Raw genomic sequence first — 23,732 nt, 5'->3', positions numbered from 1 at the left:
GCGCGTTTTCCACCATGATGGAGAGCACACTGCACAACGGAAAAAGGAGAAGTCATGCGCGTAGTTAGCCAGGATTTTAAAGACGGCGATAAAATGCCCGAACGTCACGTTTTCAATGGGATGGGACGTCAGGGTGACAATCTGTCTCCCCATTTGGCGTGGGATGAGGTGCCTGCAGGGACAAAGAGCTTTGTCGTGACCTGCTTCGATCCGGATGCCCCCACCGGTTCTGGCTGGTGGCACTGGGTAGTGGCAAATATTCCGGCTGACGTCACCGAGCTGCCACAAGGTTCCGGTTCAGGCGTGGTCGAGCTGCCGCAGGGTGCGATTCAAACCCGTACCGACTTCGGTCAAACCGGTTACGGTGGCGCAGCACCACCACAGGGTGATCCGCATCGCTATATCTTTACTGTGCACGCGATGGACACCGATAAGATTGATGTCGACGCCGGCGCGAGCGGCGCCATGGTCGGCTTTAATGTGCACTTCCATGCACTGGCAAGCGCGTCGATCACAGTTCTGTATTCTTAAAATGAGAACGGCGCCGAATGGCGCCGTTTTATCATCAATCCAGGGTGTGAATCACCACCCACATCGGGCCTTGTCCCACCGCGTAACGCGCCAGCGGTTGCAACAGACCGCGATCGGCAATCTTGTAGACTTCGATATGGTGCGACTTCTGTCCTGCCGCCACCAGATACTGACCGCTGTTATCAATATTGAAGCCGCGCGGCTGGGTTTCGGTTGGCTGATAACCTTCAATCGCCAGCACTGAACCATCTTCGCTGATGCTAAATGCAGTAAGGGTGCTGCTGGTGCGGTCACAGGCATAGAGGAAACGGCCGTCTGGCGTGATATGGATATCAGCCGCCCAGCGCGTGTCGCTGAAATCTTTTGGCATCATATCCAGACTCTGCACACGCTCAACCTGACCATGCACGTTGTTCAGTGCCCACACATCCACGGTGCTATCAAGTTCATTCACCACATAGCCGTACGCGCCATTTGGATGGAATGCCATATGGCGCGGACCCGCACCTTCAACTGTGGTGACCTGTGCTTGCTCGCGCGGTGCCAGAGTGCCATCGGCGTTAAGCTGGAACAGGCAAATACGATCCTGCTTCAGTGCTGGCACAAACAGCGTTTGGTTGCTGAGATCGATATTGGCTGAATGGCAGCCATCCATGCCGCCAATCACCTGGCTTGGGGCTTGCGGCAAACCATCGCTGTCGATCGGGCTGATGCTGACGCATGCATCATTGTAAGAACCGCAGAACAGGAATTTACCCTGGCGATCGGTCGAAATATGCGTTGGGCTGCCCGGCAGTGGCGCTTCACCCGCCAGACTCAGAGAACCGTCGGCCGCAATGCGATACGCTAATACGCGAAAATTCGGACGAACACCGACATAGAGGAAATCTTTCTTCGGGCTCACCACCATCGGCTGCACCTGACCGGCCACATCCGTGACCTGCAATAACGTCAGTGCGCCATCTTCCTGCAACTGCCACGCATGGATCTGCTGGCTCTCGGGACTGGCGGTATACACGACTTGTTTCATGCGTTTTTCCTTATTCGCTGCCTGATGAAAGGGATAACTGTAGCGCGTTTCATTTTGCCGCGCTGGATTCATTTGTGCCCTGTTTTTTGTCTCAGGGCCGCTGCCGGGTGTAGACTCAATGCTTTGCTAACTCCCGGACGGAAAGTGTAATGAGCTACCGCGTAATCGCCCTTGACCTCGACGGCACCCTGCTGACCCCTACTAAAACCATTTTGCCTGAATCGATCGAAGCTTTAGCCCGCGCACAACAGGCGGGGGTCAAAGTGCTGATTGTGACCGGTCGCCACCACTGCGCCATTCATCCTTTTTATCAGGCGCTGCAGCTGGATACACCCGCAATCTGCTGTAACGGCACCTACTTGTACGACTATCAGGCGAAAAAAGTATTGGCTTCCGATCCGCTGGAAAAAAGCCAGGCGAGCCGCGTGATTGAGATGCTCGATCAGGAGAACATTCACGGCCTGCTGTATGTCGATGATGCGATGCTGTATCAGGAGCCGACGGGCCACGTGACGCGCACTCTGAACTGGGCACAATCTCTGCCGGAAGCGCAGCGTCCGCTGTTCCTGCAGGTGCCAAGCCTGGCGCAGGCAGCGCTGGATGCAAAATCCATCTGGAAGTTCGCCCTCTCCCATCCTGACACCCGTGCATTACAGCAGTTTGCTGAGCGCACCGAAGCGGAACTCGGTTTGGCGTGTGAATGGTCGTGGCACGATCAGGTGGATATTGCTCAGGCAGGCAACAGTAAAGGTAAGCGTCTGGCGCAATGGGTAGAAAGTCAGGGCTTGAGCATGCAGGATGTGCTGGCGTTCGGCGATAACTACAACGATCTCAGCATGCTGGAACAGGTCGGTTTAGGCGTGGCGATGGGCAATGCTGATGACGCGATTAAAGCGCGCAGCAAAAAGGTGATTGGCACCAATTTGGAGCCAGGTATTGCCGAAGTGATTTATCAGGAAGTCCTGTAAGCACAGGATGTTCGCGGTGCGCACCACGGCGCACCTTGCGAATGCTTAAGGTGCGGCCGCTGCTGCACCTGATTGTTAATAATGAGGGTCACACCGGGTGCTTTCATCCGCACATCGCACACATTTTGTCTGATCGCCCTTGATGACCCTAAGGTCAAGCCGTGATCGCCACGCTCTTAATTTGCGCATACAGCCATTGATCGGGCCGGATCCCCAGCTCATCTCGCGCCCACGGCGAAATTCGCGCCCACAGTTCGCTAATGCCAATGCGCAACTTCACTTCCACCTGATCGTCAATCTCCAATAACTCGACCACCTGAGCCGGCAGGATATTGCGCACCGAGGTGTTTTGCGGCGGCTGCAAGGCCAGCGACACATCACCAGAAGCGATACGAATGCGCAGTGCGGTTTTCAGCGGCTGGTTGACGCGGCTTACCCAAATATGCTGATCCCCCAAAGAGAGTGCCGTCATCGGGTAATCGGGATGCTGTTCCAGAACCTGCACTCTGAGCACGCTGCTGCGATCGGCTATCGGCAGCCACGGGCGCATGGCTGCACTGCTCCACACCTTCTCCAGCGAACCAAAGGCTTTGACTTTGCCGCTGTCGAGCACCAGCACGTTGTCCGCCAGTTGCAGAATTTCATCCAGGCTGTGCGAGACGTAGAGAATCGGAATATCGACCTGTTTCGCCAGCTTTTGCAGATACGGCATCAGTTCGCGTTTGCGTGGCAGATCCAGTGACGCCAGCGGCTCATCCATCAATAAGATGTCGGGCGCGGTAAGCAGTGCACGGCCAATCGCCACGCGCTGTTTCTCGCCGCCTGACAACGAGGCCGGAAAACGGCTCAGCAGAGGCTCAAGGCCCAGTAATGCCACCAGCGCGTTAAACTGCGGCTTCATGGCAGCAGCCATGCCATATTGCAAATTGCCGCGCACCCGATAGTGCGGAAACAGCCGAGCGTCCTGGAACACATAGCCAACGCGGCGTTTTTCCGGCGGCAGATTGACCTGCGTCGCCGAATCAAACAGCAGACGATCGTTGAGCTGAATCTGGCCGCTTTGCGGCTGTGTCAAACCGCCAATCGCGTTGATCAGCGACGTTTTGCCCGCACCGGATACACCAAAAACAGCCGTAATGCCGCTGCCGGGAACCTGCACGTTGACGTTCAGTTGGTGATCGCCCAGCAACTGGGAAATATTGAGATTAAGCATCAGGCTGCCCCCAGCCGCTTACGGCCCCAACGTGCCAACAGCTCAGAGGCCACCAGCGATAACAGCGCCAGCGCAATGGCCACCGCACACAAGCGTGCGGCAGTGCCTTCTGCGCCGGGGGTTTCAATCAGGGTGAACATCGCCGAGGGAATGGTGCGCGTCTCGCCGGGGATATTCGAAACGAAGGTGATGGTGGCGCCAAACTCACCCAGTGAACGGGCGAAAGCGAGAACGGTACCGACAATGATGCCCGGTAGCGTAAGCGGCAAGGTGATAGTGAAGAACACGCGCCAGCGACCGGCACCGAGCGTGCGTGCTGCCTGTTCCAGTTTGGTATCCACCGCTTCCAGTGCCAGACGAATCGCCCGCACCATCAGCGGAAAAGCCATCACGGCCGAAGCCAGTACCGCCCCACGCCAGCTAAAGGCCAGGGTGAAACCGAACCAGTCGTAAAGCCACTCGCCGATGAATCCACGTCGGCCCAGTGCAATCAGCAACAGATATCCCACCACCACCGGTGGCAATACCAGCGGCAAATGGATAAGACTGTCGAGTAAGGTTTTACCTGGAAACCGGCAACGTGCCAGAATCCAGGCCATCATGATGCCAAACGGCAAGCTAAACAGCACCGCTACGCTGGAGACTTTTAAGCTGAGAAACACGGCCTGCCATTCGGGATCACTGAGTATCATTTCTTCGGCGCAAATCCATACTGTTTAAACACAGCAGCGGCGTCCGGCCCCTGCAAATATTTGTAGAAGGCTTCAACCGTTGCGTTCTGATGATCTTTTACCACCGCCATCGGATATTCCACTGGCTTGTGGCTATCGTCCGGGAAGCGTCCTACTACCTGCACTTTGTCACTGGCAACCGCATCAGAACCGTACACGATGCCATACGGTGATTCATTACGTTCGACCAGCGCCAATGCGGCACGGACGTTGTTAGCCGGTGCAAGCTGCGGCGACACCGTATCCCACGCGCCCAGCTTTTGCAGCGCTTCTTTGGCATAAATCCCGGCCGGGACATGATCCGGATCGCCCACCGCCAGACGTTCGCCTTTCAACAAACTTTTCCAGTCAGTTTTTGCATTGATAGTCACCGCTTTTGCGCTGTCGCTTTTCGGTGCCACCAACACTAAATCATTGCCCAGCAAGGTGTAGCGGGTGTTCTCCACCACACTCTTTTTATCCACCGCATAGTCCATCCACTGCTGATCAGCAGAGATAAACAGATCGGCCGGTGCCCCCTGTTCGATCTGGCGCGCCAGCGTCGAGGATGAAGCGAAGGACGATACCACTTCAACGCCGCTCTTTTTCTGATATTGCGTGGCAATATCCTGCATCGCATTGGTTAACGATGCCGCAGCAAACACGGTGATCTTCTCTGCCGCCACAGCGTGACCGGCCATGGAAACAGTCAGTACGGTAATAGCAGCCCAGCGGTAATTGATTTTCAGCATTTTTTACTCCTTGTTACGTTATATATTCGATAATACAACGTGGGAACAAATGCTGTCATGAACTTAATATCGGCAGGATTGAGGGGAAGTTAAAGAAAAAACGCCCGCTGAGTGCGGGCGCTTGTAAAATCAGTGTTGCGAGCTGTTGGCAGGACGATCGTCGCGGCGGCCAAATTTGGAGATGACGTTGAACACTTCACCCAGGCCGTAAATCAGACCGAGCATAATGGCCATCACAATTGGCACCATGATGACAGCCACAGCCAGGCTTTTAAGCAGTTCCAGCATGGAAACCTCACGCAGAAAATAAAAAAGTGATTGTAACGGTTAGGGAAAAAAACGCACTGCCCTTTTCGTGCTTTTACTTTTGGCCTTACACTTGTCGTACTCACTTAAGGAGCTGACATGCAGGCAGAACTTTCTCTTCACATTCGTCTTCAGCAGAAGCTGTTTGCCGACCCTCGTCGCATCGAACTGCTGAAACGCGTGCAGGAAACCGGCTCCATCAGCCAGGGCGCTAAATTAGCGGGCATCAGCTACAAAAGTGCCTGGGATGCCATCAACGACATGAATCAGATGGCTGATCAAACCTTAGTCGACCGTGCCACCGGAGGCAAAGGCGGCGGCGGCGCGCAGCTGACGCGCTATGGCGAGCGTCTGATTCAGCTGTTTCACCTGATGGAGCAGATCCAGCAGAAAGCTTTTGATGCGCTGCAAAACGACAGCCTGCCGCTCGACAGTTTACTGGCGGCGATTGCGCGTTTCTCCCTGCAAACCAGTGCGCGCAATCAGCTATTTGGCACGGTGATGGCGCGCGATCACCATCAGGTGCAGCAGCACATTGAGGTTCAGCTGGCCGACGGCGTCACGCGTTTGCAGGTGGCAATCACCGAACGCAGTGCCGAACGTCTGCAGCTCGACAGTGGCAAAGAGGTGCTGGTGCTGATCAAAGCACCGTGGATTCAGGTGAGCCGGGATGTGGTAAACAGCGATAATCAATTGCAGGTAACGATCAGCGCCATCGAGCCAGGTGAACAGGTCAGCGAAGTGTTGATGACATTGCCGAGTGGTGAAACCCTGTGTGCAACGGTGAACAACGCGCAGGTGCAACAGCAGAATCTGCAGCCGGGCAGCAGCGTAACCGCCAGTTTTAATGCGGAACACGCCATCATCGCCACACTGCTCTGAAAACCAGGCCATGATTTGACTTCGTCTGCGTCGCTCGCTACAACTGAGTAACACGATGCATAAAACGGAATGAATCATGGCTTCATTGCAAATTTCGCAAGGCATATTTCACCTTAGTGACACCCGAGCACTGTCCCTCAACGATCTGACTCTTAAAAGCGGCGAAAGCTGGGCCTTCGTCGGCGCCAACGGCAGCGGTAAATCCTCCCTGGCGCGCGCACTTTCTGGTGAACTCTCGCCGGGTAAAGGCGCGGTTACCCAGGACTTTCAGCGTCGCACGCGCCTCTCGCTGGAGCAGCTGCAAAAGCTGGTGGCGCAGGAGTGGGAACGCAACAACACCGATCTGCTGAGTGAAGGCGAAGATGATACCGGCCGCACCGCCGCACAGATCATTCAGGATGAAGTGAAGGATGAGGCGAGGTGTCAGGCGCTGGCCCAGCAGTTTGGCATCACCTATCTGCTCTATCGCCGCTTCAAATACCTCTCCACCGGCGAAACCCGCAAAACCCTGCTGTGCCAGGCGCTGATGGCGCAGCCCGATTTATTGATTCTCGATGAACCTTTCGATGGATTAGATGTTGCCTCACGCGCCAGCCTGGCGGAGACGCTGAGCGATCTGCACCAGCATGGCTTTACCGTGGTGCTGGTGCTCAACCGCTTTGACGATATTCCTGACTTTGTGCAACAGGTCGGTGTGCTGGCCGAGTGCACTCTCACCCACGTCGGTGAGCGCCAGGCGATACTGGCAGAAGCACTGGTTGCGCAACTGGCACACAGTGAGAAACTCGACGGCATGGCGTTGCCAGAAGCGGATGCGCCGGATCAGTTGCCGCAGCTGGCGGAAGACGCGCCACGCGTGATTCTGCGTAATGGCGTGGTGTCGTATAACGATAAAGCGGTGATCGACGGGCTGAGCTGGCAGGTGAATCCCGGCGAGCACTGGCAAATTGTGGGGCCCAACGGCGCGGGTAAATCCACTCTGTTGAGTCTGGTGACCGGCGATCATCCGCAAGGCTACAGCAACGACTTAACCCTGTTTGGTATCCGTCGCGGCAGCGGTGAAACCATTTGGGACATCAAACAGCACATTGGTTACGTCAGCAGCAGTTTGCATCTCGATTATCGCGTCAGCTGTAACGTGCGCACCGTGGTGCTCTCGGGCTTTTTCGATTCAATTGGCTTGTATCAACCCGCTTCGGATCGGCAGAAAGCGCTGGCGCGCCAGTGGCTGGCCTTACTGGGCATGGACAATCATCTGGCCGATGCGCCGTTCCACGGTTTGTCATGGGGCCAGCAGCGCCTGGTGCTGATTGCGCGTGCGCTGGTCAAACATCCTACCCTGCTCATTCTGGATGAGCCGCTGCAGGGGCTCGATCCAATTAACCGCCAGCTGGTGCGCCGCTTTGTTGATGTGCTAATTGGTGAAGGACGAACGCAGTTGCTGTTTGTCTCACACCACGCCGAAGATGCGCCGCAGTGTATTACTCATCGCCTGAGCTTTGTGAAGCAGGATGAAGGATACGGATTCCAGCAGGATGATTTGCGATAACCTCGTCGTCATCAACCCCGCCCCTGCATCGTAGGGGCATATTTATGCTTCAATCCGGTCTTCTGCTAAACCCTTTTACATTGTCGCGTGCGCATTAATATTCACCTCATTGAATAGCCGATGTAACCGCTACCATTTACCCGCCTGGTATTTCAGCAAACGCGCGTTACAACCCCACAAAATGAGAATCGTCACCTTGTGTAAACGATACCATTTATCCAGACTGGATCACGCTTTGGGGCCCGCCTTTGTGCTACCTTGATCGCAGTGATTTTGATCCGTTTGCCGTTTACCAGGACTCGTTATGGAAAAATTTAATCCGGTTGATCATCCGCATCGCCGTTATAACCCATTGATCGATAAGTGGGTGTTGGTCTCACCGCATCGTGCCAAGCGTCCATGGCAGGGTGCGCAGGAAACGCCTGCGCTGGAACAACTGCCTGCGCATGATCCTGATTGCTTCCTGTGTGCCGGCAACACCCGTATCACCGGGGATAAAAACCCCGATTATAAAACCACCTATGTTTTCACCAACGACTTTGCCGCGCTGATGACCGATACACCCGATGCGCCGCAAAGCGACGATCTGCTGATGCGCTGTGAGAGCGCGCGCGGCACCAGCCGGGTGATCTGTTTCTCACCAGACCACAGTAAAACGCTGCCGGAACTGCCGCTCAGCGGACTGGAAGATATCGTGCGCACCTGGCAGGAACAAACCGCCGATCTCGGTCAGCACTATCCATGGGTGCAGGTGTTTGAGAACAAAGGCGCAGCGATGGGCTGCTCAAATCCCCATCCGCACGGCCAGATCTGGGCTAACAGTTTTCTGCCTAATGAAGCGCAAAAAGAAGATGATAATCAGCGCCGCTACTTTGACGAAAAAGGTTCGCCGATGCTGGTGGATTACGCCGCACGCGAGCTGAAAGATGGCAGCCGCACCGTGGTAGAAACCGAACACTGGCTGGCCGTAGTGCCATGGTGGGCCGCGTGGCCGTTTGAAACCCTGCTGCTGCCAAAAGCCCACATCAAACGCATTACCGATCTGACCGCTGCCCAGCGCAGCGATCTGGCGCTGGCGCTCAAGCAGCTCACCAGCCGCTATGACAACCTATTCCAGTGCTCCTTCCCCTATTCGATGGGCTGGCACGGCGCGCCCTTTAACGGCGAAGCCAACGATCACTGGCAGCTGCATGCCCACTTCTATCCGCCGCTGCTGCGTTCAGCCACGGTGCGCAAATTTATGGTTGGCTACGAAATGCTGGCCGAAACCCAACGTGATTTAACGGCGGAACAGGCAGCAGAACGTCTGCGTTCTGTCAGCGATATCCATTTCCGCGAGGCGCAATAAATGTCATTAAAGTCCACTACTCAACAGGTTTTCGCTGACACCTTTGGCTATCAACCGACGCACAGCATTCAGGCGCCAGGCCGCGTGAATCTGATTGGTGAGCACACCGATTACAACGACGGCTTTGTGCTGCCGTGCGCCATTGATTACCAGACGGTGATTGCCTGCGCCAAACGTGACGACCGCCAGGTGCGCGTGGTCGCGGTTGATTATGACAATCAACAAGACAGCTTCTCGCTGGATGCGCCGATTGAAGCGTTAAAAGAGCCGATGTGGGCTAACTACGTGCGCGGTGTGGTGAAACATCTGCAGAAGCGTGATGCCAGCTTTGGCGGTGCCGATCTGGTGATCAGCGGCAACGTGCCACAGGGTGCGGGCCTGAGTTCATCGGCGTCACTGGAAGTGGCGGTCGGCACCGTGTTCCAGCAGCTCTATCAGCTGAAGCTGGACGGCGCTGCGATTGCGGTTAACGGTCAGGAAGCGGAAAACCAGTTCGTTGGTTGCAATTGCGGCATTATGGACCAGCTGATTTCTGCGCTGGGTCAGCCCGATCACGCCATGCTGCTGGACTGCCGCACACTCGGCACACGCGCCGTCTCGATGCCGGAAGATGTCGCGGTGGTGATCATCAACTCCAACTTCCGCCGCAGCCTGGTGGGCAGCGAGTACAACACCCGCCGTGAGCAGTGCGAAACCGGTGCACGCTTCTTCAACAAACCGGCGCTGCGCGATGTCACGCTGGAAGAGTTTGCCGCGTCGGAATCGCAGCTGGATGCGCTGGTGGCAAAACGTGTGCGCCATGTCATCACCGAAAATGCCCGTACGCTGGAAGCCGCCGATGCGCTGAGCAGTGGCGATCTGAAGCGCATGGGTGAACTGATGGCCGAATCCCACGCCTCAATGCGTGATGATTTCGAAATCACCGTACCGCCTATCGATCAGCTGGTGGAGATCGTCAAGGCAGAGCTCGGTCCGCGTGGCGGCGTGCGTATGACCGGCGGCGGCTTTGGCGGCTGCATCGTGGCACTGATGCCAACCGAACTGGTGGATCAGGTGAAAGCCGCGGTTGCCGAAAAATACGAAGCGCAGACCGGCATCAAAGAAACCTTCTACGTGTGCAAAGCGTCAGCAGGAGCGGGCCAATGGTAAGCGACGTCAACTCTCATGCGCCAGACGGGCAACCGTGGCGCATGACCGTGCTGCGCAATCGCAACGGCATGGTGGTCACTTTTATGGATTGGGGCGCGACCTGGCTCTCCGCGCGCGTGCCGATGCAGGATGGCAGCGTGCGTGAAGCGCTGCTCGGCTGCGCCACACCATCGGACTATCTGCATCAGGATGCTTACCTTGGCGCGACGGTGGGCCGCTACGCCAACCGCATCGCTTCGGCTGAGCTTAAGCCGCTAAATCTGCTGCTGGCCGCTAATCAGGGTGCGCATCAACTGCACGGCGGACCGGAAGGCTTCGATAAGCGCCGCTGGCAAATTGTCAGCCAGAGCGAGACCGAAGTGCACTATCGTATCGATTCACCCGATGGCGATCAGGGTTTCCCTGGCAACCTGATTGCCGAAGTGATTTACCATCTTGGCGATGATAACTGCCTGTCGATCACCTATGACGCGCAGACCGACAAGCCCTGCCCGGTGAACCTCACCAACCATGCTTACTTCAATCTTGACGCGCATCATGGCGATGCACGCCAGCATCGCTTACAACTGCACGCGGATCGTTACTTACCGGTCGATAGCGAAGGCATCCCTAACGCGCCACTGAAAGCCGTGGCCGGCACCAGCTTCGATTTCAATCAACCGAAGTGTGTGATGGATGACTTCCTCGCCGATGACGATCAAAAAGCGGTGAAAGGCTATGACCACGCGTTTCTGCTCAGCACCGCTGGCGACAGCACTCAGCCCGCAGCCGAACTGTGGTCGGCCGATGGCAAACTGGCGCTGACCGTGTTTACCGCCGCACCGGCGCTGCAGTTCTACTCCGGCAACTATCTGGATGGAACACGCGCCCGTGAACAGGGCAGCTATACTGCTTTCCAGGGCATCGCGTTGGAGAGTGAATTTTTACCGGATTCGCCCAACCATACCGAGTGGCCGCAGCCTGATTGCTGGCTGCAACCCGGCGATCGCTGGCAGTCTGTGACGCGTTATCGCTTCACACCGCAGTAAGCCAGCGGATGAAAAACGCGCACTGCGTTAGCGACAGGCTTACGCCGTGCGTTGTTTTCCGCTATGGTATGGCGCTATCAGTGTGCCGCTTTTCAGGTGGCCGCAGCCGGTTTCTATAATCATCGAAACATCAAGCATTAAGGAGTTAAGCTATGGCCGTAACTAAGCTGGTTCTGGTGCGACACGGCGAAAGCCAGTGGAACCAGGAAAACCGCTTCACCGGATGGTATGACGTGGATCTGTCAGACAAAGGTCGCACCGAAGCCAAAGCAGCCGGTCAGCTGCTGAAGAAAGAAGGTTTCGTGTTTGATTTCGCTTATACCTCCGTGCTGAAACGCGCCATCCACACCCTGTGGAACGTGCTGGATGAGCTGGATCAGGCGTGGCTGCCGGTTGAGAAAACCTGGCGTCTGAACGAGCGTCACTACGGTGCGCTGCAGGGTCTGGATAAAGCTGAAACCGCCGCCAAATACGGCGACGATCAGGTAAAACAGTGGCGTCGTGGCTTTGCCATCACCCCACCAGAACTGGATCGTGCGGATGAGCGTTTCCCGGGCCACGACCCACGTTACGCATCACTGACCGACGCACAGCTGCCAACCACCGAGAGCCTGGCACTGACCATCGAACGTGTTATTCCTTACTGGAATGAAAGCATTCTGCCGCGCATCAAAAGCGGTGAGAAAGTGATCATTGCAGCACACGGTAACTCACTGCGTGCGTTGGTAAAATACCTCGATAACCTTAGCGAAGATGAAATCCTCGAACTGAACATCCCAACTGGTGTGCCGTTGGTGTATGAGTTCGATGAGAACTTCAAACCGCTGAAGCGTTACTACCTGGGTGATGCCGACGAGATTGCCGCGAAAGCTGCAGCCGTGGCTAACCAGGGTAAAGCCAGGTAATTCCCGGCTTAAAAACAAAAAGGCCAGACGCGAGTCTGGCCTTTTTTATTGCGCGTTAAGCAATTAGCCGCGGCGTTGTTTGACCGCCTGCGCCAGTTGACGCAAGGCTTTCTCGGTGTCTTCCCAGCCGATGCAGGCATCGGTGACGCTCTGGCCGTAAACCAGCTCTTTACCGCTGTCGAGGCTCTGATTCCCTTCCACCAGATGGCTCTCGATCATCACGCCAGTAATCGCCTGCTCACCGCCCGCGATCTGCTGCGCCACATCATCAGCGACCACCATCTGACGCTGGAACTGCTTGCTGCTGTTGGCATGGCTAAAGTCGATCATCACCTGCGGACGCAAGCCCGCTTTCTCCAGACCGGTTTTCACCGCTGCCACGTGTTCTGCGCTGTAGTTCGGCTCTTTGCCGCCGCGCAGAATGATATGGCAATCTTCGTTACCGCTGGTTTCGACAATCGCCGAATGACCGAATTTGGTGACGGAGAGGAAGCAATGCGGCGCGCTGGCGGCACCAATCGCGTCGATGGCCACTTTGATGGTGCCATCGGTGCCGTTTTTGAAGCCGACCGGGCAAGATAAACCGGAAGAGAGTTCACGATGCACCTGGGATTCGGTGGTACGCGCACCAATCGCGCCCCAGCTCATCAGATCCGCCATATATTGTGGGGTGATCATATCAAGGAACTCGCCTGCCGCTGGCAGACCGATGTCGTTGATATCCACCAACAGCTTACGCGCCAGACGCAGGCCATCGTTGATCTGGAAGCTGCCATCCATAAACGGATCGTTGATCAGCCCTTTCCACCCCACAGTGGTACGCGGTTTTTCGAAATAAACACGCATGACCACTTCCAGCTCACCTTTCAGCTCGTCACGCAGCGTCAGCAGACGGCTCGCGTACTCTTTAGCGGCTTCGGTATCGTGGATTGAGCAAGGACCGATCACCACCAGCAGGCGATCGTCCTTGCCGTGCAGAATGCGGTGAATAGCCTGACGTGCCTGAGCAACGGTTTCAGCGGCTTTATCGGTAGCGGGGAATTTTTCGAGCAAAGCAACAGGCGGTAATAATTCTTTGATTTCTCTGATGCGTAAATCGTCGTTCTGATAATCCATACATAATTCCATTCAAATTTCTGGCCCCGCGTTCGCCGGGCGCAACCCGTTAAATGTATCCCTTCAGGCTGCGAGTGTAAATTCCACGCTCGCGTAAATGCTTCTGTGAAATTTGCATTTATACGCTCATGAACTAAGCTTTTTAAACGTAAGCACTGAGGAATGAGGTTCTTGCGCTATTTAATTTTTAAGCGAAGCGTTAACGATGGAATTATATTCCGTCACGGTACGTTATTTTCGTCACTCAGCACCCGTGGTGTTTGACGGCAACTCTCCATCGATTAAAGGAGCATAATGATGAATAAGTTTGCAATTATCTTTCTGACGGCAGCGATGACCCTGGGCAGCGGTGCAGCAATGGCTGCAGCGAATAATAATGGTGAAGCGAATGCCTCAGCGGAAGCTGGCGCGGCTGCAGGTGGCGCTAAACAGAATCTGCCACCGAATAATGTTGATAACAGCAAAATCAATAACGGTAGCACCAATGCTAACAGTGCGGCGACTTCCGGCACTGATTCCAGCAATATGTCCGCTGAAGAAGTTCACAAAAATACCATGTGTAAAGATGGTAAATGCCCGGATGTAAACAAAAAAGTTGAAACGAAGGAAGGTGGTGGAGACGTCAACAAGAAAACTGACGGCACTTCACAGTAATCTTTTTTTAGTCACACAAAGGGAGAGCTTCGGCTCTCCCTTTGTATTTCCGCACCTGCTTTTCCGCTATGCTAAAACCATGAAATTCAGAGGAACTGTTTCATGGCTTCACTGCTGCTTATTGATGACCATCCGTTAGTTGAAGTCGCTCTGGAAGCGGCCTGTGTTCACTCCCCTATCCCGGTAAAACTGCACGCCGCCGCGACTGAAGCTGAAGCGCGCCAGCTTTTACAGCACCATCAATTTGATCTCATCGTGCTCGATATTGGCTTGCCGGACAGCGATGGCCTCGAATTATTGCGCCGTCTGCGCGCCCGCGATCCAAATTGCCCGGTGTTAATCTATTCCGCACAGCAGAGTCGCCACACCTTGCTGAGTGCCGTGTCGCTTGGTGCGGCGGGCTATGTGGTAAAAAGCCAGAGCATGGCGCAATTGCTGAGTGCGATTCTGGCGGTGCTCGGCGGGCAGCAAGCTTTTCCGCCGCTGCCCGAGCGTATCGAGCTGCCGCTCACCGAGAAAGAACAGCAAATCGTCGCACTGCTAGTGCGCGGGCTGTCTAATTTGCAGATTGGCGAGCAACTGCATATCAGCAATAAAACCGTCAGCACCCACAAGAAAAACATTCTGGAGAAAACCGGCGTGCAGTCGGTGGTGGAGCTGGCCGAACTGTGGAAAGCCCAACAGTGAAAGTCATCTTGTGGCTGTGTCTGCTGTTGATCAGCTTAACGGCTCGCGCCGACTTACAGCCCGCCAGCAGCGTGATGCTCCCCGCCATGATGCCCGCACCGCATGTCGAGCCATGGCCGCAACCCACCTTACGCGTTGCCGTCCCGGCGCAAAACAGCGCGCCCTGGGCGATGCGCATTGGCGATCGTATCTGGGGGATTGATGCCGATTACCTTAGCGCGCTGAGCCAACTCACCGGCACGCGCTTTAGCCTGCAAAGTTACGCCGATCGTTCCCAGCAGCTGGCGGCACTGGAGCGCGGTGAGGTCGATTTCGTATTGAGCAACGAACATGCACAGCTGCCGGAAAACATCCTGGTCAGCGACAGCTGGGTTAACAGTCCGATCCGCATTTACCGCAATCGTGATAATCAACGCGCGGTGATGTTCAACAGTGAAAATGCCCAGCTCACCATCGCGGAAGCCACACTGGCACAACTGCCTGATGCCTTTGTGCAAAACCATCGCTGGCACAGCCTGCCAGGCGATTTACAGGCGCTGTATGCGCTGCTCAATCAGCAGAGTGACTATCTGGTGGCGGATGAAACCAGCGCCGGCTTTCTGCTTAATCAGCTGCAACAGGGGCAGATTTACCAGATCACCGCCGATCCCGGCGCCGGTGAACTGTCGCTACGCGCACTGGCGCGCGATCCCACGCTGATCCACTGGCTCAATACCCAGCTGCGCCTGCTGCCCGCGGAGTTCAGTAATCGCGTGCAACAGCGCTGGAGCCCGCCTTTGCTGCGTTATCAGGATACGCAAACGCTGATGCTGTCGGCTGCTGAGAAGCAATGGCTGTCCGCACAGAGCGAGATTCCTTATGCCGCAGAAGTGGATAATGCCCCCTGGAGCTATCGCGATGGCAACGGCAATGCTCGCGGCTTTGGTATTGATCTGCTTAATGCGTTAAGCCAAAGCACCGGGCTGCGTTTCACACCGCGCTGGGTGAGCAATCCCCAACAGGCGCAGACGTTGATGCAGCAACATCAGGTGATGCTGAATTTGCTACAACCCCTGAACGGCGACGATACCAGCAGCAACACATTGCCAGTGTGGCGCGCGATTTGGGGGATTTACACGCTTAATACGCAGCAGCCGATGAGCTGGCAATCCCTGCAACATCAGCGAGTGGGCGTACTGCGCGCCGACCTGGCGCAACGGCTTCTGCCTGAGAACATCACGCCCCAACTGTTCGATGACCGTGCCCAGCTCTGGCAAGCCCTGAACAGCGGTCAGATTGATGCACTGGTAGATAATGTCCTGTCTGCACGCTGGCGCATGGCCAGCCACGCGGATAATCGTGTCCATTTAGCCTTTGCCGCCAGCGATGTTGCCTGGCCGCTGGCACCTCAGGTAAGCCAGGATCAGCCGCAACTCCAGGGGTTGCTGGATCATGCACTGCAGCAAATCCCAGCGGATACGCTCAATCAGATGCGCATTAACTGGTCGCAGCCGCCCCAGCCAGGCACCACTATGGCGATGCGCAATGTGCCGCTGATGATTTTGATGGCGGCCGGGATGATCATTTTGCTGCTGTTAGTGCTGCTGCTGCGCCGCTACCTGCAACAGCGGCGCGATCGCCTGCAGCGTGAACAAGCAGAGCGCGCTAACGCCGCCAAAAGTCAGTTTCTGGCCACCGCCAGCCACGAATTGCGCACGCCAATGCAGGCGATTCTCGGCCTGCTGGAACTCGAACAGCAGCAGCATCCTAGCGAGCGTTTGACACTGATGCACAGCAGTGCGCGCTCGCTGATGGCGCTACTGAACGATCTGCAAGACCATGCACGCATTGAGAATCAGAGTTTTCGCCTGGCACCGCATCCGCTCCATCTGGCAGATTGGCTGCAGCAACAGCTGCAGTTCTATCACCCTTTGATGCGCGAATCCGGTCCGATATTGTTGGTTGAGGCGCTCACGCCCTTGCCGACGCGCGTGATGCTGGATGGCGATCGCCTGCAGCAGGTGGTGAACAATCTGGTGGCCAACGCGCTGAAGTTCACGCGCCAGGGTGAAGTCAGGCTGTCGCTCGCCGTCACCGATCAGATTCAGTTAACGGTCGCCGACAGCGGCAGCGGTATTCCACTCAGCGAACAAGCGCAGCTGTTTGAACCCTGGTATCAGGCACCGTCGGGCAAAAGCCACGCCGTGCAGGGCAGCGGCCTGGGTTTATTTATCTGCCGCGAGATCGTGCAACGTATGGGCGGCCAGTTAACGCTGACTTCTGCGCCGGAACAAGGCACCACAGTGAAGGTGATATTGCCGCTCGACCTCTGTGAGGATGCGCCCACCGAACGCCATGCTGCCTGGCCGCGCTATCCGCATCTGCGGGTGGCGATTGTTGATGACCATCCCACCAATCTGTTGGTCTTGCAGCAGCAGCTGGCTCGATTCGCTATCACGGCGCAGGTGTTCGAAGAGGGGCGTAGCCTGTTGCGCGCCGATGCGCTTCAGCCGTTTGATGTGCTGTTGATTGACCAGATGATGCCACGCCCGGATGGATTAACACTGCTGCGCATCTTACGCCGCCGCCAGCAGCGACGCAGCAAACCAGCACTGCGCGTACTCTGCTCCGCCGACGTGCAACTGCTCAAGGTAGCGTTGCAAGAAGACGAAGCGCTGTTGTTGAAACCGATTGAGCTGGATGATCTCGCGGCTCTGCTGACACGCACGGTGCGCGATCCTCTCCGACAACTGCCCGACAGTTTAATGATTCTGGCCCAGCACAATGAGGCCTTTATCCCGCGCATTTGCCAGACACTGCAACGCACGCTGCAGCAGGATCGCGATGCGCTACTGGCGGCCAGCGTCGAGCATGACTGGCCCGCTGTCGAGCGTGCCGCCCATCGCATGAAAGGCAGCTGGCTGTTGCTCGGCATGGATGAGATGGCCGAACGTTGTCAGCAGCTCACCGATCAGGCAAAACAGCAGCGTCTGGACGATGATGCCCTCAATTTACTGATATCATTAACGAACAGGTTACTGGAACAACTGGAAAGTTATGGCACACACTCATTCTCACGGCGCGCATAACAGCAATCGTACGCGTCTGGCGGCGGCGTTTGGCGTCACCGCGCTGTTTATGATTGCCGAAGTGATTGGTGGCGTGGTATCGGGTTCGCTGGCGCTGCTGGCGGATGCCGGACATATGCTCACTGACGCCGCCGCGCTGTTGATGGCGCTGCTGGCCGTGCAGTTTGCTCAGCGCAAACCCAGCGCCCGCCACACCTTTGGCTTACTGCGCCTCACCACACTTGCCGCCTTTGTGAATGCCATCGCGCTGCTGGTGATTACGGCACTGATTGTCTGGGAAGCGCTGCGCCGTTTCTATCAACCTCAGCCGGTTGCTGGCGGATTAATGTTGGGGATTGCGATTGCCGGTTTGCTGGCTAATCTGCTCTCTTTCTGGCTGTTACATCGTGGCAGTGAAGAAAAAAATCTCAACGTACGTGCGGCGGCGCTGCATGTGCTGGGCGATCTGCTCGGCTCCGTTGGCGCGATTGTTGCCGCTATCATTATCATGCTGACCGGCTGGACACCGATCGATCCGATTCTCTCACTGCTGGTTTCGCTATTGGTGGTACGCAGCGCGTGGTCGTTGCTGCGGGAAAGTCTGCATGAGCTACTGGAGGGCGCGCCGAGCGGGATTAACGTGGATAAACTGGCACGCGAGCTGACACGCAACATCGCGGAAGTGCGCAATGTGCATCATATACATGTGTGGCAGGTGGGAGAGAAGCCGGTGCTGACATTACATGTGCAGGTGATCCCACCTTACGATCATGACGGGCTGCTGGTACGTATTCATCAATATTTGCATGAACACTATCAGATTGCGCATGCCACTGTGCAGATGGAGTACCAGCCTTGTACCGGTCATGATTGCGAACTCTGCGCGGAGCAGAGCTCGCATCAGCACTCACATGAACATCTCACGCTGGATGGTCACGCCCATCACCATCACTGATTCGACAGCGCGCGCGACCCGTGTTCGCGCGCACTTTGCATCCACAAGCGGGAACCGTTAAGCGCGATCAACGTCAGAATCGCGTATTCCAGCGACATCGCATACACGCCCTGACGGGCAAAAATCATCACACTAATCACGTTGATCACCACCCACAGTAGCCAGTTCTCGACGTATTTCCGCGTCATCAGAATCATCGCCACAATCGACAGCACCATCATGCAGGAATCCCAGAACGGGAAGGCATCCGGCTGCAGTTGCGGCATCACCACGTTCAGGCCAAGGCCCTGCATGATGCCCACGGCGGTTTGAGTCAGAAACGCGAAAACCGGATCGATATACAACGTCATCAGCGCAATGGCGATTATGCACGCTGCGCCCCAACCAAGCGCCTTCGGCAACGGCAACCAGCGAATCTTCAGTGCGGCTTCATTGGCGGTGTTCTGACGACTCCACGCGTACCAGCCGTAAACATTGGCGACGAAGAAGAACAGTTGCAGCAGTAAGCTGGCATACAGCTGAATCTGGAAGAAGATCACCGCAAACAAGGTGACGTTAATCAGCCCGAAGAAGTAGTTGATGATCTTCTCCTGGCTAGCGAGCCAGATACACAGCAGACCCGCAAGGGTGCCCACCGCCTCGATCCATGACAGGTCGTAGCCACCCACGCCAATAGGAATGTGAACCAAAATATTTTGTGTGCTGAAGAAGTCCATGATCTGCACCTGTATGAAAGCCGCCTTACGCGTTCCCTTTCACCTTGAGTTTGAGTTGTGCTGCAAAGTCTAGCATGCGGTTAAGCGGTATCAATGCGGCTTCGCGCAGCGCATCATCGACATGGATTTCATGCTCGCTGCCGCCGTGCTCCAGCCCTTCGGCAATGGCTTTCAGGCCATTCATCGCCATCCACGGACAGTGCGCGCAGCTGCGACAGGTCGCGCCCTCACCTGCCGTCGGCGCTTCCAGCAGCTCTTTATCCGGCACCGCCTGTTGCATTTTATAGAAGATGCCGCGATCGGTGGCGACGATCATTTGCGGATGCGGCAGGTTTTTCGCCGCCTGAATCAGCTGGCTGGTGGAGCCCACAGCATCCGCCAGATCGACGATCGCCTGCGGGGATTCCGGATGCACGAGGATCGCTGCCTCCGGATAGAGCGTTTTCATGCGCTGCAGGGCCTGAGTTTTGAACTCGTCATGCACGATGCACGCGCCCTGCCAGCACAGCACATCCGCTTTGGTCTGTTGGGTGACGTAACGGCCCAGATGGCGATCCGGTGCCCAGATAATTTTCTCACCGAGGCTGTCGAGATGTTCAATCAGCTCAACCGCAATACTGGAGGTGACAACCCAATCCGCGCGCGCTTTAACGGCGGCTGAGGTGTTGGCGTACACCACCACCGTGCGGTCCGGATGTTCATCACAGAAGCGATTGAACTCCTCAATGGGGCAGCCAAGATCGAGTGAACACTCTGCATGCAGCGTCGGCATCAACACGGTTTTTTCCGGGCTGAGAATTTTGGCGGTTTCGCCCATAAAACGCACGCCCGCCACCAGCAGCGTTTTTGCCGGATGGGTGCTGCCGAAGCGCGCCATTTCCAGTGAGTCCGAGACGCAGCCGCCGGTCTCTTCCGCCAGCGCCTGAATTTCAGGATCGGTGTAGTAATGCGCGACCAGCACCGCATCGCGCTCTTTTAATAAGCGTTTGATTTCAGAGATGTAGTGGGATTTTTCATCCTGGCTGAGACGCGCCGGTTTCGGCGGAAAGGGATAAATCGCGCTTTCAGGATCGAACATCAGACTCATGACACGGCTCTCGTTTTCTCAATTTAACAAAATCGCCTGTTACAGCGATGATGCGGCATCAAAACCGCTATCGTGTTTTATATGCTAAACACGATAGCGGAATTGCGTGAGAGTGTCGTCTCTTTTTTATGCGGTTTACAAGCCACCTAACGATTTCTGCGGGTTTTCCAGTTCCAGCAAGAACGCTTTGACCGCCAGACCGCCCGCGAAACCAGTGAGCTTACCGTTGCTGCCAATCACCCGATGGCAGGGCGCCATGATCGACAGAGGATTTTTACCGTTGGCCGCCCCCACCGCGCGCATGGCTTTCGGGTTGCCGATCTGTTCCGCAATTTGCTGATAGCTACGGGTTTCACCAAACGGAATGGTGAGCAGCGCTTGCCAGACTTTTTTCTGGAATTCAGTGCCGACCGTGTCGTAAGGCATGTCGAACTGCTGGCGCTCTCCGGCAAAATATTCGCGCAGCTGGCGTTCGGCCTCACACAGGATCGGATGCTGATCGTTACGTCTGATGGGTTTCAGCGGCACGCGTTGCGAGCCTTCGTTTTCCCACAGAATCGCTGATAACCCGTTATCGGTCGCAATCAACGTCAGCTCACCAACTGGCGTGGGAATGATTTTGGCATGATACATAAGGCAACTCCGGCATAAATCAGTGTGTCATTATCGCACTTCTGCCGCGATAAACTGGCTGTTTTCGGTCATGAGCATAAACTGGTTAGCTGTCCGAAAGCAGCGAGTTTTGCTCAGCCACTTGCGCGACGATACCCAAAATAGTGCAAGGCGCAGGAAGGCGGCAAACGAGTGACGAACCGATCAGTCGATTTGCACAGCGCTTGTGCTGGCCCGAAGGGGGAACCTTCTTCAGGAGGTTCATCTTCTCTCTGAGCTGACTTAAGTCAGTGATTCAGGGGAACGAGCGCAACCAACCGCTTCTGAGCTTTGAATTCTGGATGGTATATGCGGTTTATTTGCTGGAGACGATGATGTTTGATCCCGAGATTGCATACCAGGCGCTGACCTCGCGCGACAGTCGTTTCGACGGCGTGTTCTTTGTTGGCGTGACCTCGACCGGCATTTACTGTCGGCCCATTTGTCCGGTGAAAGCGCCGATGCAGAAGAACTGCCTGTTTTTTGGCAGCGCCGAAGCCGCCGAGAAAGCGCATTTCAGACCCTGCCTGCGCTGCCGTCCTGAGTTAGCGCCGGGCTTCGCACCGGTCGATAGTCATCACCGCATCGCCGATCGCTTGATTCGTCGTATTGAAGAAGGCCTGTTGGAAGAGCAAGAGACCCTGGCCGAAATTGCCAACGAGTTTGACCTGAGTGAACGCCAGCTACGCCGCGTGATCCAGCAGGAGCTGGGCGTGTCACCGCTGGAGCTGCGCCAAACGCGGCGTATGCTGCTGGCGAAGCAACTCCTGACGGAGACTTCATTGCCCGTTACCGAAATCGCCTACGCCAGTGGCTTTCGCAGTTTGCGCCGCTTTAATGATGTGTTTCAGGCACGCTACCGTATGACGCCTTCGCGTCTGCGCAAGCAGAGTCAACCAGAGAGCGTGACCACCGTACAAGAGAGCGCGGAATTGCGTCTGAGTTATCGCCCCCCTTATGACTGGGATGCCATTTTGGATTTTCTTCAGCAGCGTGTGATGAAAGAGGCCGAGTGGGTCAGTGAAGGTGCTTATCACCGCACCGTGGCGCTGGGGAACTGTCGGGGCTGGGTACGCGTCAGCCATTTGCCTGAGAAGCAGGCACTCAAGGTGCAGTTCACCACCACCTTGACGCCGGTTTTGCCTGCTCTGCTGCGTCGCCTGCGCGACCTGTTTGATCTCGATGCCCAACCACAACGCATCAGCGAGCAGCTAAGCCAGGATCCGTTGTTAGCTGAGAGTCTGGCACGTTATCCTGGGTTACGCGTTCCTGGGGCGTTTGATGGCTTTGAGTTGGGGGTGCGCGCAATTCTTGGCCAGCAGGTGACGGTTAAGGCTGCGACCACCTTGAGCAGTCGTGTGGCGCAGCGTTTCGGCGAGCCATTAGTGACACCATGGCCGGAACTTTCTCGCCTGCCTCCGACGGCGGAATCCCTCGCTAGCGCAACCCTTGATGATATTGCTAGCCTCGGTATTGTGAGCGCCCGCTCGCAGGCGATTCAGGCGCTGGCACAGGCATGCGCCTCCGGTGCGCTGCGCTTTAATGGCGCGGTGAATCCTGACGTGGTTCAGCAGCAGCTGCTGGCATTGAAAGGCGTAGGGCCATGGACGGCGAGTTATATCGCCATGCGCGCCCTGCGCTGGCCGGATGCGTTCCCTAAAGAGGATATTGCGATTCGTAATAATCTTGGTGGGGTGAGTGCCAAAGTGGCAGAGCAGTTATCGCAGGTTTGGCGCCCGTGGCGCAGCTATGCGGTGTTGCATATCTGGAAGAGTTTGACGCCTGATAAATCGGCTGACAAAAAGAAAAAGGCATGACTGTGCGTACGTTTTGGGAATGGGGTCATCCGTCGTGCATTCTAGCTGCTAGTAAACAACGACAGAGCGTTCCAGTCGACAATAAGGGGCGGTTGCGTAAAGACGCCGTGAATACATCCCCGTAGGCTCTGGTGGCGCATCCCTGCGCCACAAGCTTTACTTCACCGCCCCTTATTGCCGCCTTCATGGCACATCTCTGCGGTTTTTTAAAAGCATTAACCAAAGCCACATAAGTCCGGCAAGGCGGGAGCGGAAGAGCAAAGCGTCCGAGCCATGGATGGCGAGGCCGATCCACAGGGATGTGAGACTCCTTCGCGATCCGTCCCGCCTTGACGGGCTGACGCACGGACTCATAGCAAGTTCAGCTAAAACTTTGAGAATTGAAGAATTGAAGATTTGAGAAACGCAGAAAAGCAAAAAGGCGCCTTTAGGGCGCCTTTCTACATAGTGGTGGGTCGTGCAGGATTCGAACCTGCGACCAATTGATTAAAAGTCAACTGCTCTACCAACTGAGCTAACGACCCGCTCGAGGAGCGGCTTACAACTTTAAACTTGATGGTGGGTCGTGCAGGATTCGAACCTGCGACCAATTGATTAAAAGTCAACTGCTCTACCAACTGAGCTAACGACC

The 23,732-nt window shown here is 56.0% G+C and carries 22 protein-coding genes and 1 tRNA gene; 13 read left to right on the top strand and 10 right to left on the bottom strand.

Annotation, left to right across the window (positions count from 1 at the left end):
• Window positions 1–54 precede the first annotated feature (54 nt).
• A complete protein-coding gene (locus JK231_RS04940; RefSeq protein WP_034821147.1) occupies window positions 55–531 on the top strand; it encodes a kinase inhibitor in 477 nt (158 codons plus the stop codon).
• Between the two features lie 34 nt (window positions 532–565).
• On the opposite strand, the gene pgl is transcribed toward JK231_RS04940, so the two are convergent.
• On the bottom strand, window positions 566–1,561 hold the full coding sequence (pgl, locus tag JK231_RS04935) for a 6-phosphogluconolactonase (protein ID WP_160832576.1): 996 nt from the start codon (window positions 1,559–1,561) through the stop codon (window positions 566–568).
• Window positions 1,562–1,710: 149 nt separating this feature from the next.
• On the opposite strand from pgl, the gene JK231_RS04930 reads away from it, so the two are divergent.
• The gene (locus JK231_RS04930) at window positions 1,711–2,529 is read left to right on the top strand and encodes a pyridoxal phosphatase (RefSeq protein WP_211728114.1); all 819 of its coding nucleotides are present in this window, start codon (window positions 1,711–1,713) and stop codon (window positions 2,527–2,529) included.
• 154 nt (window positions 2,530–2,683) lie between these two features.
• Here the strand turns inward: JK231_RS04930 and modC are convergent, their stop codons facing one another.
• From modC to JK231_RS04910, 4 genes are all read right to left on the bottom strand, one after another.
• Window positions 2,684–3,742: a molybdenum ABC transporter ATP-binding protein ModC gene (modC, locus tag JK231_RS04925; protein WP_211728113.1), complete on the bottom strand. Its 1,059-nt coding sequence runs from the start codon at window positions 3,740–3,742 to the stop codon at window positions 2,684–2,686.
• Window positions 3,742–4,434 (bottom strand): molybdate ABC transporter permease subunit, encoded by a 693-nt coding sequence (gene modB, locus JK231_RS04920; protein ID WP_097117397.1) that lies wholly within the window; start codon window positions 4,432–4,434, stop codon window positions 3,742–3,744. Before modB ends, modC begins: the two co-directional genes overlap by 1 nt.
• Window positions 4,431–5,204, bottom strand: a complete 774-nt coding sequence (gene modA / locus JK231_RS04915; protein WP_211728112.1) for a molybdate ABC transporter substrate-binding protein — start codon at window positions 5,202–5,204, stop codon at window positions 4,431–4,433. Before modA ends, modB begins: the two co-directional genes overlap by 4 nt.
• A 129-nt stretch (window positions 5,205–5,333) precedes the next feature.
• Window positions 5,334–5,492: an AcrZ family multidrug efflux pump-associated protein gene (locus tag JK231_RS04910; RefSeq protein WP_013508338.1), complete on the bottom strand. Its 159-nt coding sequence runs from the start codon at window positions 5,490–5,492 to the stop codon at window positions 5,334–5,336.
• A gap of 117 nt (window positions 5,493–5,609) precedes the next feature.
• On the opposite strand from JK231_RS04910, the gene modE reads away from it, so the two are divergent.
• The 6 genes from modE to gpmA all read left to right on the top strand — a co-directional run bounded on the left by modE (window position 5,610) and on the right by gpmA (window position 12,371).
• Window positions 5,610–6,392 (top strand): molybdenum-dependent transcriptional regulator, encoded by a 783-nt coding sequence (modE, locus tag JK231_RS04905; RefSeq protein WP_211728111.1) that lies wholly within the window; start codon window positions 5,610–5,612, stop codon window positions 6,390–6,392.
• Between the two features lie 76 nt (window positions 6,393–6,468).
• Window positions 6,469–7,941, top strand: coding sequence for a molybdate ABC transporter ATP-binding protein ModF (modF, locus tag JK231_RS04900; protein WP_211728110.1), 1,473 nt, complete (start codon window positions 6,469–6,471; stop codon window positions 7,939–7,941).
• A gap of 304 nt (window positions 7,942–8,245) precedes the next feature.
• Window positions 8,246–9,289 carry a galactose-1-phosphate uridylyltransferase gene (gene galT, locus JK231_RS04895; RefSeq protein ID WP_211728109.1) on the top strand — a complete coding sequence of 348 codons (1,044 nt, stop codon included), beginning with the start codon at window positions 8,246–8,248 and terminating at the stop codon, window positions 9,287–9,289.
• Window positions 9,290–10,438 carry a galactokinase gene (gene galK, locus JK231_RS04890; protein WP_160832584.1) on the top strand — a complete coding sequence of 383 codons (1,149 nt, stop codon included), beginning with the start codon at window positions 9,290–9,292 and terminating at the stop codon, window positions 10,436–10,438.
• Window positions 10,432–11,466: a galactose-1-epimerase gene (gene galM, locus JK231_RS04885; RefSeq protein ID WP_211728108.1), complete on the top strand. Its 1,035-nt coding sequence runs from the start codon at window positions 10,432–10,434 to the stop codon at window positions 11,464–11,466. The genes galK and galM overlap by 7 nt, the downstream gene beginning before the upstream one ends.
• A 152-nt stretch (window positions 11,467–11,618) precedes the next feature.
• Window positions 11,619–12,371, top strand: a complete 753-nt coding sequence (gene gpmA / locus JK231_RS04880) for a 2,3-diphosphoglycerate-dependent phosphoglycerate mutase (protein ID WP_160832586.1) — start codon at window positions 11,619–11,621, stop codon at window positions 12,369–12,371.
• A gap of 63 nt (window positions 12,372–12,434) precedes the next feature.
• On the opposite strand, the gene aroG is transcribed toward gpmA, so the two are convergent.
• The gene (gene aroG / locus JK231_RS04875) at window positions 12,435–13,487 is read right to left on the bottom strand and encodes a 3-deoxy-7-phosphoheptulonate synthase AroG (RefSeq protein WP_211728107.1); all 1,053 of its coding nucleotides are present in this window, start codon (window positions 13,485–13,487) and stop codon (window positions 12,435–12,437) included.
• A gap of 294 nt (window positions 13,488–13,781) precedes the next feature.
• Between aroG and JK231_RS04870 the strand changes: the two genes are divergently transcribed.
• The 4 genes from JK231_RS04870 (at window position 13,782) to zitB (ending at window position 18,830) form a co-directional block, all read left to right on the top strand.
• Entirely contained in the window at window positions 13,782–14,141 is a 360-nt protein-coding gene (locus tag JK231_RS04870; protein WP_160832587.1) for a YbgS-like family protein, read from the top strand.
• Window positions 14,142–14,243: 102 nt separating this feature from the next.
• Complete coding sequence (locus JK231_RS04865) at window positions 14,244–14,828, top strand: response regulator transcription factor (RefSeq protein ID WP_160832588.1); 585 nt, start codon at window positions 14,244–14,246, stop codon at window positions 14,826–14,828.
• Window positions 14,810–17,896 carry an ATP-binding protein gene (locus JK231_RS04860; RefSeq protein WP_211728106.1) on the top strand — a complete coding sequence of 1,029 codons (3,087 nt, stop codon included), beginning with the start codon at window positions 14,810–14,812 and terminating at the stop codon, window positions 17,894–17,896. Before JK231_RS04865 ends, JK231_RS04860 begins: the two co-directional genes overlap by 19 nt.
• Entirely contained in the window at window positions 17,865–18,830 is a 966-nt protein-coding gene (zitB, locus tag JK231_RS04855; RefSeq protein ID WP_211728105.1) for a CDF family zinc transporter ZitB, read from the top strand. The genes JK231_RS04860 and zitB overlap by 32 nt, the downstream gene beginning before the upstream one ends.
• Here zitB and pnuC read toward each other — a convergent pair.
• The 3 genes from pnuC to JK231_RS04840 all read right to left on the bottom strand — a co-directional run bounded on the left by pnuC (window position 18,824) and on the right by JK231_RS04840 (window position 21,266).
• A complete protein-coding gene (pnuC, locus tag JK231_RS04850; RefSeq protein WP_160832591.1) occupies window positions 18,824–19,546 on the bottom strand; it encodes a nicotinamide riboside transporter PnuC in 723 nt (240 codons plus the stop codon). The genes zitB and pnuC overlap by 7 nt on opposite strands.
• A gap of 25 nt (window positions 19,547–19,571) precedes the next feature.
• On the bottom strand, window positions 19,572–20,633 hold the full coding sequence (nadA, locus tag JK231_RS04845; RefSeq protein WP_097117408.1) for a quinolinate synthase NadA: 1,062 nt from the start codon (window positions 20,631–20,633) through the stop codon (window positions 19,572–19,574).
• A 135-nt stretch (window positions 20,634–20,768) separates the two neighbouring features.
• Entirely contained in the window at window positions 20,769–21,266 is a 498-nt protein-coding gene (locus JK231_RS04840) for a methylated-DNA--[protein]-cysteine S-methyltransferase (protein ID WP_211728104.1), read from the bottom strand.
• A gap of 353 nt (window positions 21,267–21,619) precedes the next feature.
• On the opposite strand from JK231_RS04840, the gene JK231_RS04835 reads away from it, so the two are divergent.
• Window positions 21,620–23,101, top strand: coding sequence for an AlkA N-terminal domain-containing protein (locus JK231_RS04835; RefSeq protein ID WP_211728103.1), 1,482 nt, complete (start codon window positions 21,620–21,622; stop codon window positions 23,099–23,101).
• Window positions 23,102–23,549: 448 nt separating this feature from the next.
• Here the strand turns inward: JK231_RS04835 and JK231_RS04830 are convergent.
• Window positions 23,550–23,625 (bottom strand) — tRNA-Lys (locus JK231_RS04830).
• Window positions 23,626–23,732: the final 107 nt, after the last annotated feature.

It is taken from the genome of Pantoea sp. JGM49, assembly GCF_018257655.1.
Taxonomy (GTDB): Bacteria; Pseudomonadota; Gammaproteobacteria; order Enterobacterales; family Enterobacteriaceae; genus Pantoea; species Pantoea communis.
The sequence above is the reverse complement of the archived record's forward strand: the minus strand, read 5'-3'. Positions and strand labels throughout refer to the sequence as shown.